Source organism: Pontibacter russatus (genome assembly GCF_009931655.1).
Taxonomy (GTDB): domain Bacteria; phylum Bacteroidota; class Bacteroidia; order Cytophagales; family Hymenobacteraceae; genus Pontibacter; species Pontibacter russatus.
The window spans coordinates 2,185,718-2,199,980 of the sequence record NZ_CP047984.1; the positions used below are offsets into that span (position 1 = coordinate 2,185,718).

Here is a 14,263-nt window from a genome sequence, read left to right on the forward strand (position 1 = left end):
ACACATTAGATATGGATACGACCTTACAGAGCTATGTTGACTTCACCCTCCGGACTGAATGCGGCAAAACGTTTGAGAATGTATTCAAAGCCATTAAGCTGATGCGTGACGAGCAGCACAACTTCCACGTCATCTACCGGACTTTTTCGGATGAGTATATCTACTCCTTCTGCAACCCCTTCCAGGACGACATGATTTCGAATGTCTACAGAATCATCTCTGAGCCGGAGGCGAAGCGGATATTTCAGCACCGCCTGTCTCAGGACAACGCCCGCGAGTTGTTTACCACCGCCCAGGCGTCCTATACGCAGTTGCGCTCCTGATTTTCGTTGCATGTCTGAAAACAAAAAGGTGCTTCGCGGCACCTTTTTGTTTTACCGGCGTCCGGGCGCTGGCTATATATAAAAAAACCCCATCCTCTGCCCGCTACGGGCATTTCCGGAATGTTTTAGCGGCAACGGCTTGTACTCTTGCGCCAAAAGCGCGTATTTTAGTTAATTTTACACCTTTGCTGCTACATCACAGCAAATGCTCCCTATGGCGTTAGACATCCTGTTAACCATATTCCTGGTATTTCTGAACGGTTTCTTTGTTGCGGCTGAGTTTGCCATCGTCAAGGTGCGCTCCTCGCAGATAGAATTGCGTGCGCAGGCAGGCAATACCATGGCCCGGATGGCGCAGAACATGCTCACCCACCTCGACGCCTACCTCTCGGCCACGCAGCTGGGCATCACGCTCGCCTCCCTGGGCCTGGGCTGGATTGGCGAGAGCGTGGTGTCCCAGATTGTGATCAACGTGATGGGGTTCTTTGGTTTTGGGGGAAGCGAGGAGCTGGCGCACAAGATAGCCCTGCCCATATCCTTTGCCATCATCACGGTGCTGCACATCGTGTTCGGCGAGCTAGCCCCGAAGTCGCTGGCCATCCAGCGCTCCGAGTCCACGGCCCTGGCCATCGCCTTTCCGCTCCGGTTCTTTTATATCATTTTCAAGCCGTTTATATGGCTGCTGAACGGTTTGGCCAACATGGTGCTGCGCGCGCTGGGAATCCAGGCAGTGCATGGCGCGGAGGTACACTCGGCCGAGGAGCTCCGGCTCCTGTTTGAGCAAAGCGTGGAGAGCGGCGCCATCCAGGACGCGCACCACCAGCTGATTGAGAACGTGTTCGAGTTTAACGAGCGGATGGTGAAGCAGATACTCGTGCCGCGCACCAAGATGGTGGCCGTGGACGTGAATGTGTCGGAGCACGAGCTGATGGAGCTCATCTTCAATGAGGGCTACTCGCGCCTGCCCGTTTACAACGGCAACATCGACAACATCGTCGGCATCCTGTACGTGAAGGACATCCTGAGCATCGTGCGCCGGGGCGAGCCCATCGTGATTGAGCAGCTCATGCGCCCTGCCTATTTTGTGCCGGAGACCAAGAAAATAAACCTGCTGCTGAAACAGTTCCAGCGCCGCCACATGCACATGGCCGTGGCCACCGACGAGTTCGGCGGCGTGTCGGGCATCGTCACCATCGAGGACATCATCGAGGAACTGGTGGGCGAGATACAGGACGAGTACGACGAGGAAGTGCCCATTGTGGAGAAAGTCGGCGATTTCGACTACAAGGTGAGCGGCTCGGCCACCATCTCCGACGCCAACGATTTCCTGCCCTACCCGCTGCCCGAAGGTGAAGACTACGAAACAGTGGGCGGCCTGCTGAACGTGATATATGGCCAGATACCCGAAAACCTGAACGAGGTGACAGACTTTAACGAGTACGAGGTGCGGGTGCTGGAGAAATCAGAGCGGCGCGTGGAGTGGGTGCTGCTGAAGGTGCGCCAGGAAGTGCTGCAGGGAGAGGAGGACAACTAATGAAACGCCATGAAAGCCTTGCCCCTATCTCGCGCCAGCACCAGGAGGGACTGCTGGCCGCCCGGCTGCTGCAACACGGCGCGCCGCCGTTCAAAGGCATGCCCACCACGCCCCCCGGCAAGCGCGACCATATCCTGGGCCTGCTGCAGCGGCACCTGAAGCCGCATTTCAAACTGGAGGAGGAGACTGTTTTCGCGCTGTCCGCCTCCCTTTCAGAGGATCTGCGCCGCCAAACAGAGGAATTGCAGGCGGAGCACCGGCAACTGGAGGCACTGATACTGGCGCTGCCCCGAATCGCTGAAGACCTGCTGCCCGACAAGCTGCACGAGGCGGGGAAACTCCTGGAGCAGCACATCCGGAAAGAAGAGCGTGTATTTTTTGAGCAGGTGCAGGGCGATATGACAGAGCAGGAGCTACAGCAGTTGCAGGAAATGGTGGCCCTGCACATGCATTGATTCTTACCCTCTGCCCGTAAACCAGCTGCTGTACAGCACGTAGTTGTCTGCTGTTTTCGCCAGCCCCTCCACCTGCTCCGGGCTCAGTTGCTTCACCTTTTTGGCCGGGATGCCCGCATATATATAACCCGCTTCACACACGGTGTTTTCCAGCACAATAGCCCCCGCCGCCACGATGCAGTTTTGCTGCACCACCGCATTGTCCATCACGATGGCCCCCATCCCAATCAGCACATTGTCCTCCACGGTGCAGCCATGCACAATGGCATTGTGCCCCACCGACACGTTGCTGCCAATGGTAGTGGCGGCTTTTTGGTAAGTGCAATGAATCACGGCGCCATCCTGTATGTTGGTTTTGTCGCCGATACGGATGCTGTTCACATCCCCCCGAATCACCGCGTTGAACCACACCGAGCACTCATTGCCCAAAATCACGTCGCCCACAATCGTGGCGTTCTCGGCTATATAGCAATCGCGCCCCATCTGCGGCTTCACGCCTTTTACCGGTAGTATAACTGGCATATTGTTGAATTTTGAATAAATTTGAATGGCTTGATTATGAAATGGCTAAATTGTTGATTGTTGATTGTTTATATATAAGCTGCTCTTAACGGCTCCTGCAGCTACCCATATTCTTCTATCTAATTCATGAATCAACCATTTAACAATTAAGCCATAAAGCCTTCAACAATCAACAACCAACCATCAAACCAGCCGCTTCCAGGTGCCTTTCATGTAGTTGTATTTGAGGGTGCTGGGCAGGGCCTTCCAGAAATATTTGTTCACCTCCACCGCGAAGCTGGGCTGCATATAGCAGTTGATGGTGCAGCCTTCGCATTCCGGCAGCCGCCCCTCCAGCCGCTTCAGCTCCTCCACCTCCCCTGATTTGTAGAGCGCATAGAGTTGTCCGTTGATGAGGTAGCTTTTGGTGCCGAGGTGGTAGCAGGGCAGCACCAGTTCGTTTTCGGGCGAGATGACCAGCGTGGTGCTGGCGGCCTTGCAAACCGGGTCGGCTGTATGGTTGCCGCCGTCGCGGCGCAGCTGCAGAAAGCCCTCGTTCATATACACGCTTTTGCGCTTCCCAAAGGCGGTCAGGTAATCCAGTTCTTCCTCCGTCAGTTGCTCGCCGGTTTCCACGGTGTTGTACTCAAACGCCGGGTTGATGATGAGCAGCAGCTTGTTCGGGAGAATAATCTTCTGGTACACCTCCTCCAACTGGTGCAGGTTGCTCCGGAACACCGTGAACAGGATGTCCGGCCGCTCCCCCAGCGCCTTCGCCACCTGAATCGACTCCATCACAAAATCATAGCAGGCCACGCCACGTCCCTTGTCGTGCTCGTCCTTGTCTGAAGAGTCCAGTGAGAAGTGCAGCATATCGATTTTGCCCTTCAGCCGCTCGGCCAGTTTGGGGTAGAGCATGCCGTTGGTGGTGAGCGTGGTGATAAAGCCCATGTCGTGCGCCAGGCCCAGCATCTGGTCTATCTGGCGATGCAGCAGCGGCTCACCGCCCGTAAAGTCTATCACCTGCACACCCAGCCGCTTCAGGTCGCGGAGGTTCTGCGCCACGTCCTCCAGCGTGATATAGGGCGAGGGCTTTTCCCAGATATCGCAGAACGAGCACTTTGCGTTACAGCGGTAGGTAACGTAATAGTTGCAGAGCACAGGTTTGGAGGTCAGGCGCATTCTTGAGTCTTATAAAATCAAAATTAGGGATTATGCCCGGGAAATAAAGGGGGAACCTGCTTTCGCCTGTCTCAACCCCAATTTATATATAGATACGAAACAAAGCCGTAAAAAATGAAAAGACAGAATATCTCCTCCGGGGCGGTGTGGGAAGACCAGATAGGCTACAGCCGCGCCGTGCGCATGGGCAACACCATTGAGGTTTCCGGTACCACCGCCACCGAAGGCGACCACGTAATCGGCAAAGGCGACGCCTATGAGCAGGCCATATATGCCCTCCGCAAAATAGAGCAGGCGCTGGCGCAGGCCGGGGCCTCGCTGCAGGATGTGGTGCGCACCCGCATCTATATGACCGACATCAGCCAGTGGCAGGAAGTGGGCCGCGCGCACGGGGAGTTCTTCCGGGATATAAAACCGGCCTCCACCATGGTGCAGGTCAGCGCCCTCATCCACCCCGACCACCTCGTGGAAATCGAGGCCACCGCCGTCCTGCCCGCCTCCACCTGAAAAAGTTTTGCACTCCCTCAGCTATATATAAATGCTGCTTGAGCCGGATACCCCTCCCCCTCGTCTCCCTTAAAAGCCGAAAGCCCACACGCCCTGCGGGATGGTTTTTGCCGTATAATACCAATTCTTGTTCGCAGCCGTTATGAGTAGGCAAACAAACATAGACTTAAACGATAACAGATATGAGGAGAATCGTGCTATTGATGGCATTTGTGGCGACGAGCGTGGCTGCAAAGGCGCAGATACAGGCGGGTGTGAAAGCAGGTTTGAGCACCGCTAACGTGGAGATTCAGGAAGTCCGCAACGACCCGTGGCAGTATGCCAAAGCCGAGAACGTGACCGGCTACCATGCCGGTGCCTTTGTGCGGCTGCAGTTTGGAGGCGTTTTTCTGCAACCGGAGGCCATCCTGACCTCTACGGGCGGCAAGGTGGAGATTTCGAGCGCCGACGATACCATGCCGGTGCATGTGGAGGACATCAAATTCAACCGCCTGGATATCCCGCTGCTGGTAGGCTATAATTTCGGCAACGTGTTCCGGGTGCAGGCCGGGCCGGTTGCCTCGTCCCTGCTCAGCGCCCGGCGCGAGGGACAGGATATAAAGGAATATATGAACAACTCGGACTGGGGCCTGCAGGCTGGCGTGGGTGTGGACATTGGCAGCATCACCGCCGATGTGCGCTACGAGCGCATCAACCGCCAACTGACCAACCCCACGCAGCAATCGGGCATGGAGTTCAACAACCAGCAGTTTATCGTGAGCCTGGGTTATAAGCTGCTCAGGTAACGCTGCTTTCTTATGGGAAGGCCGCCGGAATATACATTCCGGCGGCCTTCCCATATATAGGATATATGAGGCGACCTCAGCCTAGCACCCATATATAACCAGAGGCCTTTTTGTCTCCGACGATGTAACTCCTCGCCGGAACTTTACCTGAAAAACGCTAACTTAGCCCCAACACCCCTTACAAAGCATGATACCAGCCCTACGCCCCGGCGACCGCATCGCCATTGTTGCCACTGCCCGAAGAATTACGTTTCCTGAAATAGAGTTGGCGGTGCGCACCTTCGAAAGCTGGGGGCTGGAGGTGGTGCTGGGCGAGACGATTGGCGCCAGCTACAACTATTTTGCAGGCGATGACGCCCTCCGCCTGCAGGACCTGCAAAAGGCGTTGGACGACGAAAGCATCAAAGCCATTGTGTGCGCGCGCGGCGGCTACGGCACCACCCGCATCATCGACCAGGTTGATTTCACGCGTTTCAGGAAACACCCCAAGTGGCTCGTGGGCTTCAGCGATGTCACCACCCTGCACAGCCATGTCCATACCCTGGGCATCGAAAGCATACACGCCATCATGCCGCTGCTTTTCCCCCAGGCGGGCACTGCGGATTCTATTGAGACGCTGCGCAAAGTCTTGTTCGGCGCGGAGCTTATTTATACCGTGGCACCCCACCGCTTCAACCGCACCGGCACGGCGCAGGGGCAACTGATAGGCGGAAACCTCTCACTGCTCGGCTCCCTCATAGGCACCCGCTCCGATAGCAGCACCGCTGGCAAGATTCTTTTTCTCGAAGACCTGGACGAGTACCTCTACCACATCGACCGCATGCTGGTACACCTCGACCGCAGCGGCAAACTGGAGAAACTGGCGGGTTTGGTTGTGGGCGATATGAGCGACATGAAGGATACTGCTGTTCCGTTTGGCAAAACGGCTTATGAAATCATTCTGGAGCACACGGGCAAATACAACTACCCGGTGTGCTACGGCTTTCCGGTAGGGCACGAGCCGCTGAACCTGGCCCTGGTCTGCGGCCGCGAAGCAAAGCTGGAGGTGCAGCCGGAGGGCGTCAGCATGCGTTATATAGCTGCAGACAACGCCGTTTCCGCTTCCCTTTAACATCCCGTGCCGGAGTTCATTCTCCGCTCTTAATCCTATATGATTTATATATAACCTTTCTGTTTCAACTGCTTTCGGGCCGCTGCCTGCGGGCAACAATATGTTTTCTGTGGCAGTATAAAGCCGAAATGCCGCCGCAAAAGCTACTACCCATCTAAATGCCCTTTACGTTTTCGCACCCTGCCCTTGTTTTGCCTGTGTATGCCGTTTTCAGGCGCTGGACCTCTCTGACAGGATTGGTGGCAGGCAGCCTGGCCCCGGACTTCGAGAAGTTCATCCGCATGTCGGCTAACGACCCCTACAGCCACACCTGGCGCAGCATTTTCTACTTCAACCTGCCCGTCGGGCTGCTGATTGCCTTTATCTTCCACCTCATCGTGCGCGACGCCCTCATCAACAACCTGCCCGGCTTTTTACGCAGGCGTCTCGCGGGGTTCAGGCACCAGGACTGGGTCGGCTACTTTAAGAAACACTACCTCATCGTCATTCTCTCCGTTTTGCTTGGCGCTGCCTCCCATATATTCTGGGACAGCTTTACCCACAAGGGGGGCCGCGGGGCCAACTTGCTGCCCTTCATGCTGGGCCACGTATATGTTTCAGGCGAGAAGTTCTCTGCTTTCTACATCATGCAGCGCCTCAGTTCGCTGGTGGGGGCGTATGTGGTGCTATATGTTATTATCCGGATGCCGGCAGCCCCGCCGCTGCCCGTTTGCCGCAGCGTCGCCCCCTACTGGCTGGCTGTCAGCGCCGTGGCTGTTACCGTTGCAGGCCTGCAGCTTTGGCTCGGGGAATACATCAGCAGAGATCTCATCTACATCTATATCGCGGCTGTGCTTGTGGGCCTGGTGGCGGCCCCGCTCGTCCTGAGAAAGCTAGGGCTTCGGCAGTATACATAGCTACCCCGCCTGGTCTGTTCCCTTCTGCCGTACATCCTGATAATAGTTGCAGAAACCGTTGAGCACGCACTGCCCGCACCTGGGGCTGTAGAACGTGCAGATGCGCTGGCCGTGCCAGAACAGGTGCTTATGGAAGTTGAAAAGCTCGGTAGCATCCGGGGGGAGCATCTTCAACAGGAGCTCGTGGGCTTTGTTGGCGGTCACCCTGGCCCCAATCAACCCTACCCGCTGGCTCACCCGGAACACGTGCGTATCGACGGGCAGCACCGGCTTTTTGAAGTTGAAGAGCAGGAGCAGCGTGGCGGTTTTCAGGCCGACGCCGGGCAGGCGCGTGAGCCAGGCCATGGCCTCCTCCACCGGCATCTCCTGCAGGAAACCGATGCTGATCTCGCCGCGCTCCTCCTTAATCATCCGCAGCGCCTGCTGTATCTGCGGCGCCTTCTGGCCGGGGTAGCGGGTGGTCCTGATGGCGTCCGCCAGTGCGTCCGGGTCCGCATGCAGCACCCCCTCCCAGTCGCCAAAGCGCTCCAGCATGGTATAGTAGGCCTTTTCCTCATCGGCGTGGTTGGTGCGGTGCGAGAGCATGGTTGAGATCAGCTCGTGCATGGGGCTGCGGCGGCTGTCGAGGGTCAGCCGTTTGTAAGCCTCGTTCAGCAACTGGTGGGTCAGCAGCGTTTTCTCCTGCGGCGGCAGCGTGTGGGCATCCATGGGCGGCGTGTCTTACAGCTTTCCTATACGGCGGCGCGGGCGCCTCCGTTAGCTGCAGGGGCGGGCATTTCAGGCAGCAATTATCCGAAATTTGCATCCTACAGGCCTTCATTTTGCCATACATGCACTAATCGACAGAAATTATAACTATATGCAAAACTATTTTAAAGGTTTCCCGCTATATGCTTTAGTCAATATGGTATTGTCCTGCTGACACTTTTTAGGAACCCGTATGCAGATAAAATTTTTAGGGACAGGAGGCGCGTTTGACACCGATTACCGAAACTCAGCCGCCTTGCTGGAGTTCAGAGACATCCATATACTGATCGACTGTGGCTTCACAGTGTTCCCGACGCTGGTAGAGAAAGGCCTTGTACGGAAGGTGGGGTACATCCTCCTCACGCACCTGCACAACGACCACTGCGGCAGCCTCGCTAACCTGCTCCTGTACAAGCATATCATCGAGAAGAGCCCCCGGCCCATTATTCTTTACCCATCCGAGCAGTTCAGGCAGCAGGTATACCAGTTTCTGCAGATACAGGTGAAGGACCCGGAGAAATACGTGGAGTTCGTGCCGCTGGAGCAGGTGGAGGGCATTACGCCCATCGACACTTATGGGCAGCACGCGGAGGGGATGCAAAGCTACGCCTACATCTTCGACAACGATACCCGCATCGTGTACTCCGGCGACCTGGGCAGGCCCGAGGGGCTGTTTGAGCGCCTGGAGCGGCTGCCCGAGAAGAGAACCTGTGTTTTCCACGACATCACCTTCTCGGCCGACAACACCGGCCATACCTACTACAAGAAGCTGCTGCCCTATATGAGCGGCATCACCATGTTCGGCTACCACTGCGACCCTACCAAAAGCCCCGACGACAATCCCATCCGGCTCGTGTTCTACGAAAAGGCCCTGATGGCCTGAGACTAAATTGTTCGCCCAGATACCATACCTTCGGGCAGCACTGTACACGGCCCCCTGCGACAGCTGGCATATAAATCTATATATGCCCTGATATGGCCTGCGCGCACCGAAACTATATATCCTTTTTGTGGTTATTGCAGCGGAACAAGAGCTTCTGAAAGAGGCACCCACAAAGCATGACCGCGCCCCGCGCCACTAACCCCTCTTACCTGCGCCAGCCGCTGCACCTGCTGTACAGCGTGCTGTTTGCCGCCTTCTGGGTATATACCGGCCTCACCACGCCGGATTTAGAAAACTGGCTGATGGAGAACACGCTCACGCTCTCGCTTATCATCTTTCTGACAGCTTTTTACAACATCTTCCGCTTCTCCGACACCAGCTACACCCTTATTTTCCTGTTCCTGCTGCTGCACGTGTATGGCAGCCAGCACCAATATGCCGACAACCCGTTTGGCGAATGGCTAAAAGACCAACTGGACCTGCAGCGCAACCACTACGACCGCCTGGTGCATTTTGGCTTCGGCCTGCTGCTGGCATACCCCCTGCACGAGGTGCTGGCTCACGCCCTCGGCAAGAGAAATGTTTTAAGCTACCTGCTGCCTGTGGAGTTCATTCTCTCGCTCAGCGCGCTGTACGAGGTGGTGGAGTGGCTGGTGGCCGATGTGGCATATGAGGGCGCCGCGCAGGGCACGGCCTTTCTTGGGATGCAGGGCGATATATGGGACGCGCAGAAAGACATTGCGCTGGCCTTGCTTGGCGGTATGCTTGCCATGGGTGCAGCGTTCGCGCTGCGGAAGAAGTAGCAGCATCTGCTGCCAGCCCCGCCGTTGCCAGTAAGCGCCTCTACAGCCAGTAAATCCAGGATGCGATTGCAGCCACTAATATAGCCATGATCAGCACGCTCAGCAGTGCAGTGAATCCCCTTTTTCATTTTGATGAATGCCCATACAACGCGCCATAGCTACAGCTGCTTCTTTATATATAGGCTAAACTGGCAGTATAAAAAACCAGCCGCACCTTTGGGCGCGGCTGGCATATATTTAAAACTGTTATCTTTTTATAACTCGCCTTTCTCAGCGGCTTTCTTCATTTTCTCGTTCGCGAAGATGGCGATCTCCACACGGCGGTTCTGCTGACGGCCGGCTTCGGTCGAGTTGTCTGCAATCGGTTGCTCGGCAGCGTAGCCCTGGGTCGTCATACGGCTCCGGTCTACGCCCATGGAGGCGGCATAATCGGCTACGGCCTGCGCACGGCGCTCCGAGAGCGGCTGGTTGATGGCTGGCGAACCCGTGTTGTCTGTGTGGCCTTCAATCAGGATGTTGGTATCAGGATACTTCTTCAGCGTCTCGGCCAACTTGGCAATCTCAGTTTCGGCACTTGGCTGCAGTTGTGCAGAGTTCGTGTTGAACAGGATGCCGGAGTCGAAGGTGATCTTAATGCCTTCCCCCACACGCTCCACCTCGGCGTTCTCCAGGTCGCGGCGCAGTTCCTCGGCCTGCTTGTCCATGCGGCGCCCAATGATGGCACCCGTGGTGCCGCCCACCGCGGCCCCGATAATAGCGCCTGCGGCCGTGTTACCCGCCACCCGGCCGATAACGCCGCCTACCACGGCACCGGAGCCCGCACCGATGATGCCGCCTTTCGCGGTTTTGCTCATGCCACGGTCGTTGCCGGAGCTTGTGCCTGCCTGCTGGCCTGTTGTACACGAGGTGGAGAGCAGGCTCAGAATAGCAAATATGGAGAGATAAATTCTTAAGTTTTTCATGGTTTTAGTCATAAGTAAGTTTTACGAACCCAAAAGCTCTGTGGTACATACTCCTATAATTTCAAAATGTTTTATTTACAGGAGCCCCATACTCCTGTTACGTGCCGATGCAAATAAGCGCCCGCCTATGCTGCCTGGAGACTAACACGTCATATACTCTATACTATATACTTAAACGTCAGCAATATTTTCAGGTTGTAGCCGCGCCTAAGCTAGACCGTGACGGAAGCAGGCGTCGTAAAAAAGGCGCCTGCCGGTTCACACCCGCAGACGCCGCTTTAATAGAACAGGAATTTATTTTACTCCTGTATCTCGCCGCTTTCAGCAGCCTGTTTCAGTTCCTCGTTCGCCACGATAATGATTTCCACGCGGCGGTTCTGCTGGCGTCCTTCTGCCGTGCTGTTGTCTGCAATGGGCTGGTCGTAGCTGTAGCCTTTGGCCTGCAGGCGCGAACCGTCCACACCCAGGCTGCGGGCGTAGGCGGCCACGGCCTCTGCGCGGCGCTCCGACAGCTTCTGGTTCAGCTCGTAAGAGCCGGTGTTGTCGGTGTGGCCTTCAATGATCACGTTGGTGCCGTCGTACTCTTTCAGCGTCTGGGCCAGTTTCTGCACATCGCTTTTGGCGCTTGGGCTCAGCTCGGCAGAGTTCACCTTGAAGAGAATACCGGAGTCGAAGTTTACGCGAATAGCCTCGCCCACACGCTCTACCTTCGCGTTCTCCATCGATTTCTCAAGCTCCTCAGCCTGCTTGTCCATGCGCCGCCCGATGATGGCACCGGTGGCACCGCCTACCGCCGCGCCCACGATGGCGCCCGCCGCCGTGTTGCCCAGCCTGTTCCCGATAAGGCCGCCTATCACGGCGCCGCCACCGGCCCCGATCAGTCCACCCTTGGTGGTCTTCTTCATGCCCGGCTTGTCCGCTCCCGTATCATCGGTTTTGGCTTGCGTCGTTGTTTCTGTATTGCCTGAGCCTGCCACAGGTGCCGTGGTCTGGCACGAGGAGAAAAGCACGGTAACGGCTAAAAGCGAGCTCAGGGATAAGTTTCTTAGTTTCATGGTCTTGTCTGTAAATTTTCGCAATATAGGTTTTGGTGATACTGTTTATATGGTGTTTCTGTCTGTTGTGCTGCCTGCACGCCTCACTGTTTGCAACTCTTATGCCAAAACGCAGGGAAGGCGCGTTTATATATTCTGCTGGCCATATATCTTTCCTGCTTTATCCTTAACCTCATGGCTTCCAGCCATATAAAATTACAGGCTCGCATTGATCATATAGGCATATAAAAGGCGTGGCCTGCTGCCGGCAGCAGGCCACGCCTTTTATATGGAACCGCGTACTCAGGAGGCTTTGGTGGAGGCTGCCAGCTTTTTGGGTTGCTCACGCTTTGGCGCCTCTGCCGGCATCACCATCGCCAGCAGGTCTGTCAGCTTCTGCTTCAGCGCCTTGCGGTCCACGATAAAGTCGAGGAAGCCATGCTCCAGCACAAACTCCGCGCTCTGGAAGTCCTTGGGCAGGTCCTTGCCAATCGTCTCGCGGATAACGCGCGGACCGGCGAAGCCGATCAGGGCGCCCGGCTCGGAGATATTAAAGTCGCCCAGCATCGCATATGAGGCGGTCACGCCGCCGGTGGTGGGGTCGGTGAGCAGCGATATATAGGGCAGGCGGTCTTCTGACAGCAGCGCCAGCTTTGCCGACGTTTTCGCCATCTGCATCAGCGAAAAACCGGCCTCCATCATGCGGGCGCCGCCCGATTTGGAGATCATCAGGAAAGGCGTGCGGGCCTCGCGGGCATGGTCGATGGCGCGGGCAATCTTCTCGCCTACCACCGAGCCCATCGAGCCGCCGATAAAGGCGAAGTCCATACAGGCGATGGTGATGTCCTGGCCGTTCATTTTGCCGTAGGCTGTCCGTACGGCGTCTTTCAGGCCTGTCTTTTTCTCTGTGGCGGCAATGCGCTGCGGGTACGGCTTGGAATCCACGAAGTGGAGCGGGTCGCCGGAGGTCAGGTTATCGTCCATCTCCGTGTACTTGTTGTCGTCGAACAGGATGGCAAAATACTCCTCCGAGCCAATCCGGTCGTGGTAGTCGCACTTCACGCAGGTGTTCAGGTTTTTGCGGTGCTCGGCCATGCTGGTCACTGCTTTGCACTCCGGGCACTTATACCACAACCCGTCCGGCGTCTCCTTTTTCTCTTCTGTGGGGGTGTGTATTCCTTTCTCGACTCTTTTAAACCAAGGCATCATAGACAAAAGCGTGCTAGCCGCACTTTTAAATTTGGGTGTATGCTTTGCCGGGCAGCAAGGCATCTATAAACGCACTACCTGCCCCGTACATCCCCTAAAAGAGGTGCCGGAAAGGCAGGCCACAAAAATATGTAATTATCCGCAGTTGTGCTACAAATTACGCGACTGTAATCTCGCTGGCCAGGTACACGTCCTGCACGGCGTTCAGCAGCTCCACGCCGTCGGCAAACGCCCGCTGGAACGCCCGCCGCCCCAGAATCAGGCCCATACCGCCCGCCCGCTTGTTGATGACCGCCGTGCGCACCGACTGCTGCAGGTCGGTATCGCCCTGCGACTCGCCGCCGGAGTTGATGAGCCCCGCGCGGCCCATATAGCAGTTGGCCACCTGATAGCGGCACAGGTCAACCGGATGGTCTGTGCTCAGCTCGGTGTACATCCGCTTGTCTGATTTGGAGAAGCCGATGGCGGTGAAGCCGCCGTTCGTTTCGGGCAGTTTCTGCTTGATGATGTCGGCCTGGATGGTGACACCCAGGTGGTTGGCCTGCCCGGTAAGGTCGGCGGCCACATGGTAATCGGTGCCGTCTTTTTTGAAGGCGCTGTTGCGGGTGTAGCACCACAGGATAGTGGCCATGCCCAGCTGGTGCGCCCGCTCGAATGCCTCTGCCACCTCCAGGATCTGCCGCGACGACTCCTCCGAGCCGAAGTAGATGGTGGCCCCCACGGCCACTGCGCCCAGGTTCCAGGCCTCCTCCACCGAGCCAAACATAATCTGGTTGTATTTAGTGGGGTAGGTCAGCAGCTCGTTGTGGTTTATCTTGACGATGAAAGGAATCTTGTGCGCGTACTTTCTCGACACCATGGCCAGGTTGCCGAAGGTGGTGGCCACGGCGTTGCAGCCGCCCTCCAGGGCCAGCTCCAGTATATTTTCCGGATCGAAGTAGATGGGGTTCGGGGCAAACGAGGCGCCCGCCGTGTGCTCGATGTCCTGGTCTATGGGCAGAATGGATATATAGCCAGTACCCGCCAGGCGGCCGTGGCTGTAGAGCTGCTGCAGGTTGCGCAGCACCTGCGGACTCCTGTTAGTCTGCGCAAAAACCCTGTCCACGAAGTCTGGGCCGGGCAGGTGCAGTTGCGCCCTCGGGAAAGTTTTGCTCTCGTGCTGCAGCAGGCTCTCCGCATCAGCACCAAGCAGCGAGACAATGTCTTTGTAGGTCATATGCCTTACGTTTTGGTGATGGGATATGATTTCCTGTTTACGAGTCTGCAGGGAATTCAGGCGAAAGGCGCGGCCGTAGCGGGATAACAGGGCGCGCTGCCGCAGGTGCCGTTGG

At 56.6% G+C, this 14,263-nt stretch carries 16 protein-coding genes; 9 read left to right on the top strand and 7 right to left on the bottom strand.

Annotation, left to right across the window (positions count from 1 at the left end):
- Positions 1 to 11 precede the first annotated feature (11 nt).
- From GSQ62_RS08725 to GSQ62_RS08735, 3 genes are all read left to right on the top strand, one after another.
- Positions 12 to 323, top strand: a complete 312-nt coding sequence (locus GSQ62_RS08725; RefSeq protein WP_161889149.1) for a hypothetical protein — start codon at positions 12 to 14, stop codon at positions 321 to 323.
- A 214-nt stretch (positions 324 to 537) separates the two neighbouring features.
- The gene (locus GSQ62_RS08730) at positions 538 to 1,857 is read left to right on the top strand and encodes a hemolysin family protein (RefSeq protein WP_161889150.1); all 1,320 of its coding nucleotides are present in this window, start codon (positions 538 to 540) and stop codon (positions 1,855 to 1,857) included.
- Positions 1,857 to 2,312, top strand: coding sequence for a hemerythrin domain-containing protein (locus GSQ62_RS08735; RefSeq protein WP_161889151.1), 456 nt, complete (start codon positions 1,857 to 1,859; stop codon positions 2,310 to 2,312). The genes GSQ62_RS08730 and GSQ62_RS08735 overlap by 1 nt, the downstream gene beginning before the upstream one ends.
- 3 nt (positions 2,313 to 2,315) lie before the next feature.
- Here GSQ62_RS08735 and GSQ62_RS08740 read toward each other — a convergent pair whose 3' ends face one another.
- Together GSQ62_RS08740 and GSQ62_RS08745 are read right to left on the bottom strand one after the other, a co-directional pair.
- Positions 2,316 to 2,834 carry a gamma carbonic anhydrase family protein gene (locus tag GSQ62_RS08740; RefSeq protein ID WP_161889152.1) on the bottom strand — a complete coding sequence of 173 codons (519 nt, stop codon included), beginning with the start codon at positions 2,832 to 2,834 and terminating at the stop codon, positions 2,316 to 2,318.
- Between the two features lie 183 nt (positions 2,835 to 3,017).
- Positions 3,018 to 3,995, bottom strand: coding sequence for a radical SAM protein (locus GSQ62_RS08745; RefSeq protein WP_161889153.1), 978 nt, complete (start codon positions 3,993 to 3,995; stop codon positions 3,018 to 3,020).
- Between the two features lie 114 nt (positions 3,996 to 4,109).
- Here GSQ62_RS08745 and GSQ62_RS08750 point away from each other — a divergent pair, with 114 nt between their 5' ends.
- The 4 genes from GSQ62_RS08750 to GSQ62_RS08765 all read left to right on the top strand — a co-directional run bounded on the left by GSQ62_RS08750 (position 4,110) and on the right by GSQ62_RS08765 (position 7,294).
- Complete coding sequence (locus tag GSQ62_RS08750) at positions 4,110 to 4,502, top strand: RidA family protein (protein ID WP_161889154.1); 393 nt, start codon at positions 4,110 to 4,112, stop codon at positions 4,500 to 4,502.
- Between the two features lie 182 nt (positions 4,503 to 4,684).
- Positions 4,685 to 5,287 (top strand): porin family protein, encoded by a 603-nt coding sequence (locus GSQ62_RS08755; protein ID WP_161889155.1) that lies wholly within the window; start codon positions 4,685 to 4,687, stop codon positions 5,285 to 5,287.
- Between the two features lie 187 nt (positions 5,288 to 5,474).
- The gene (locus GSQ62_RS08760; protein ID WP_161889156.1) at positions 5,475 to 6,398 is read left to right on the top strand and encodes a S66 peptidase family protein; all 924 of its coding nucleotides are present in this window, start codon (positions 5,475 to 5,477) and stop codon (positions 6,396 to 6,398) included.
- 158 nt (positions 6,399 to 6,556) lie between these two features.
- Positions 6,557 to 7,294 (top strand): DUF4184 family protein, encoded by a 738-nt coding sequence (locus GSQ62_RS08765; protein ID WP_161889157.1) that lies wholly within the window; start codon positions 6,557 to 6,559, stop codon positions 7,292 to 7,294.
- On the opposite strand, the gene GSQ62_RS08770 is transcribed toward GSQ62_RS08765, so the two are convergent.
- The gene (locus GSQ62_RS08770; protein WP_161889158.1) at positions 7,295 to 8,002 is read right to left on the bottom strand and encodes an endonuclease III domain-containing protein; all 708 of its coding nucleotides are present in this window, start codon (positions 8,000 to 8,002) and stop codon (positions 7,295 to 7,297) included.
- A 232-nt stretch (positions 8,003 to 8,234) separates the two neighbouring features.
- Here GSQ62_RS08770 and GSQ62_RS08775 point away from each other — a divergent pair, with 232 nt between their 5' ends.
- Complete coding sequence (locus GSQ62_RS08775; protein ID WP_161889159.1) at positions 8,235 to 8,924, top strand: MBL fold metallo-hydrolase; 690 nt, start codon at positions 8,235 to 8,237, stop codon at positions 8,922 to 8,924.
- Between the two features lie 176 nt (positions 8,925 to 9,100).
- Complete coding sequence (locus GSQ62_RS08780; RefSeq protein ID WP_161889160.1) at positions 9,101 to 9,727, top strand: DUF2238 domain-containing protein; 627 nt, start codon at positions 9,101 to 9,103, stop codon at positions 9,725 to 9,727.
- 254 nt (positions 9,728 to 9,981) lie between these two features.
- On the opposite strand, the gene GSQ62_RS08785 is transcribed toward GSQ62_RS08780, so the two are convergent.
- From GSQ62_RS08785 to GSQ62_RS08800, 4 genes are all read right to left on the bottom strand, one after another.
- Entirely contained in the window at positions 9,982 to 10,689 is a 708-nt protein-coding gene (locus GSQ62_RS08785) for an OmpA family protein (RefSeq protein ID WP_161889161.1), read from the bottom strand.
- Positions 10,690 to 10,988: 299 nt separating this feature from the next.
- The gene (locus tag GSQ62_RS08790) at positions 10,989 to 11,744 is read right to left on the bottom strand and encodes an OmpA family protein (RefSeq protein WP_161889162.1); all 756 of its coding nucleotides are present in this window, start codon (positions 11,742 to 11,744) and stop codon (positions 10,989 to 10,991) included.
- 282 nt (positions 11,745 to 12,026) lie between these two features.
- Complete coding sequence (gene accD / locus GSQ62_RS08795) at positions 12,027 to 12,929, bottom strand: acetyl-CoA carboxylase, carboxyltransferase subunit beta (RefSeq protein ID WP_161891376.1); 903 nt, start codon at positions 12,927 to 12,929, stop codon at positions 12,027 to 12,029.
- Positions 12,930 to 13,089: 160 nt separating this feature from the next.
- Positions 13,090 to 14,148 carry a class I fructose-bisphosphate aldolase gene (locus tag GSQ62_RS08800; RefSeq protein WP_161889163.1) on the bottom strand — a complete coding sequence of 353 codons (1,059 nt, stop codon included), beginning with the start codon at positions 14,146 to 14,148 and terminating at the stop codon, positions 13,090 to 13,092.
- Between the last annotated feature and the right edge of the window lie 115 nt (positions 14,149 to 14,263).

Coding starts and splice junctions, on each gene's coding strand:
- GSQ62_RS08725 (WP_161889149.1), top strand. CDS start 12: ATGGATACGACCTTACAGAGCTATGTTGACTTCACCCTCCGGACTGAA.
- GSQ62_RS08730 (WP_161889150.1), top strand. CDS start 538: ATGGCGTTAGACATCCTGTTAACCATATTCCTGGTATTTCTGAACGGT.
- GSQ62_RS08735 (WP_161889151.1), top strand. CDS start 1,857: ATGAAACGCCATGAAAGCCTTGCCCCTATCTCGCGCCAGCACCAGGAG.
- GSQ62_RS08740 (WP_161889152.1), bottom strand. CDS start 2,834: ATGCCAGTTATACTACCGGTAAAAGGCGTGAAGCCGCAGATGGGGCGC.
- GSQ62_RS08745 (WP_161889153.1), bottom strand. CDS start 3,995: ATGCGCCTGACCTCCAAACCTGTGCTCTGCAACTATTACGTTACCTAC.
- GSQ62_RS08750 (WP_161889154.1), top strand. CDS start 4,110: ATGAAAAGACAGAATATCTCCTCCGGGGCGGTGTGGGAAGACCAGATA.
- GSQ62_RS08755 (WP_161889155.1), top strand. CDS start 4,685: ATGAGGAGAATCGTGCTATTGATGGCATTTGTGGCGACGAGCGTGGCT.
- GSQ62_RS08760 (WP_161889156.1), top strand. CDS start 5,475: ATGATACCAGCCCTACGCCCCGGCGACCGCATCGCCATTGTTGCCACT.
- GSQ62_RS08765 (WP_161889157.1), top strand. CDS start 6,557: ATGCCCTTTACGTTTTCGCACCCTGCCCTTGTTTTGCCTGTGTATGCC.
- GSQ62_RS08770 (WP_161889158.1), bottom strand. CDS start 8,002: ATGGATGCCCACACGCTGCCGCCGCAGGAGAAAACGCTGCTGACCCAC.
- GSQ62_RS08775 (WP_161889159.1), top strand. CDS start 8,235: ATGCAGATAAAATTTTTAGGGACAGGAGGCGCGTTTGACACCGATTAC.
- GSQ62_RS08780 (WP_161889160.1), top strand. CDS start 9,101: ATGACCGCGCCCCGCGCCACTAACCCCTCTTACCTGCGCCAGCCGCTG.
- GSQ62_RS08785 (WP_161889161.1), bottom strand. CDS start 10,689: ATGAAAAACTTAAGAATTTATCTCTCCATATTTGCTATTCTGAGCCTG.
- GSQ62_RS08790 (WP_161889162.1), bottom strand. CDS start 11,744: ATGAAACTAAGAAACTTATCCCTGAGCTCGCTTTTAGCCGTTACCGTG.
- accD (WP_161891376.1), bottom strand. CDS start 12,929: ATGCCTTGGTTTAAAAGAGTCGAGAAAGGAATACACACCCCCACAGAA.
- GSQ62_RS08800 (WP_161889163.1), bottom strand. CDS start 14,148: ATGACCTACAAAGACATTGTCTCGCTGCTTGGTGCTGATGCGGAGAGC.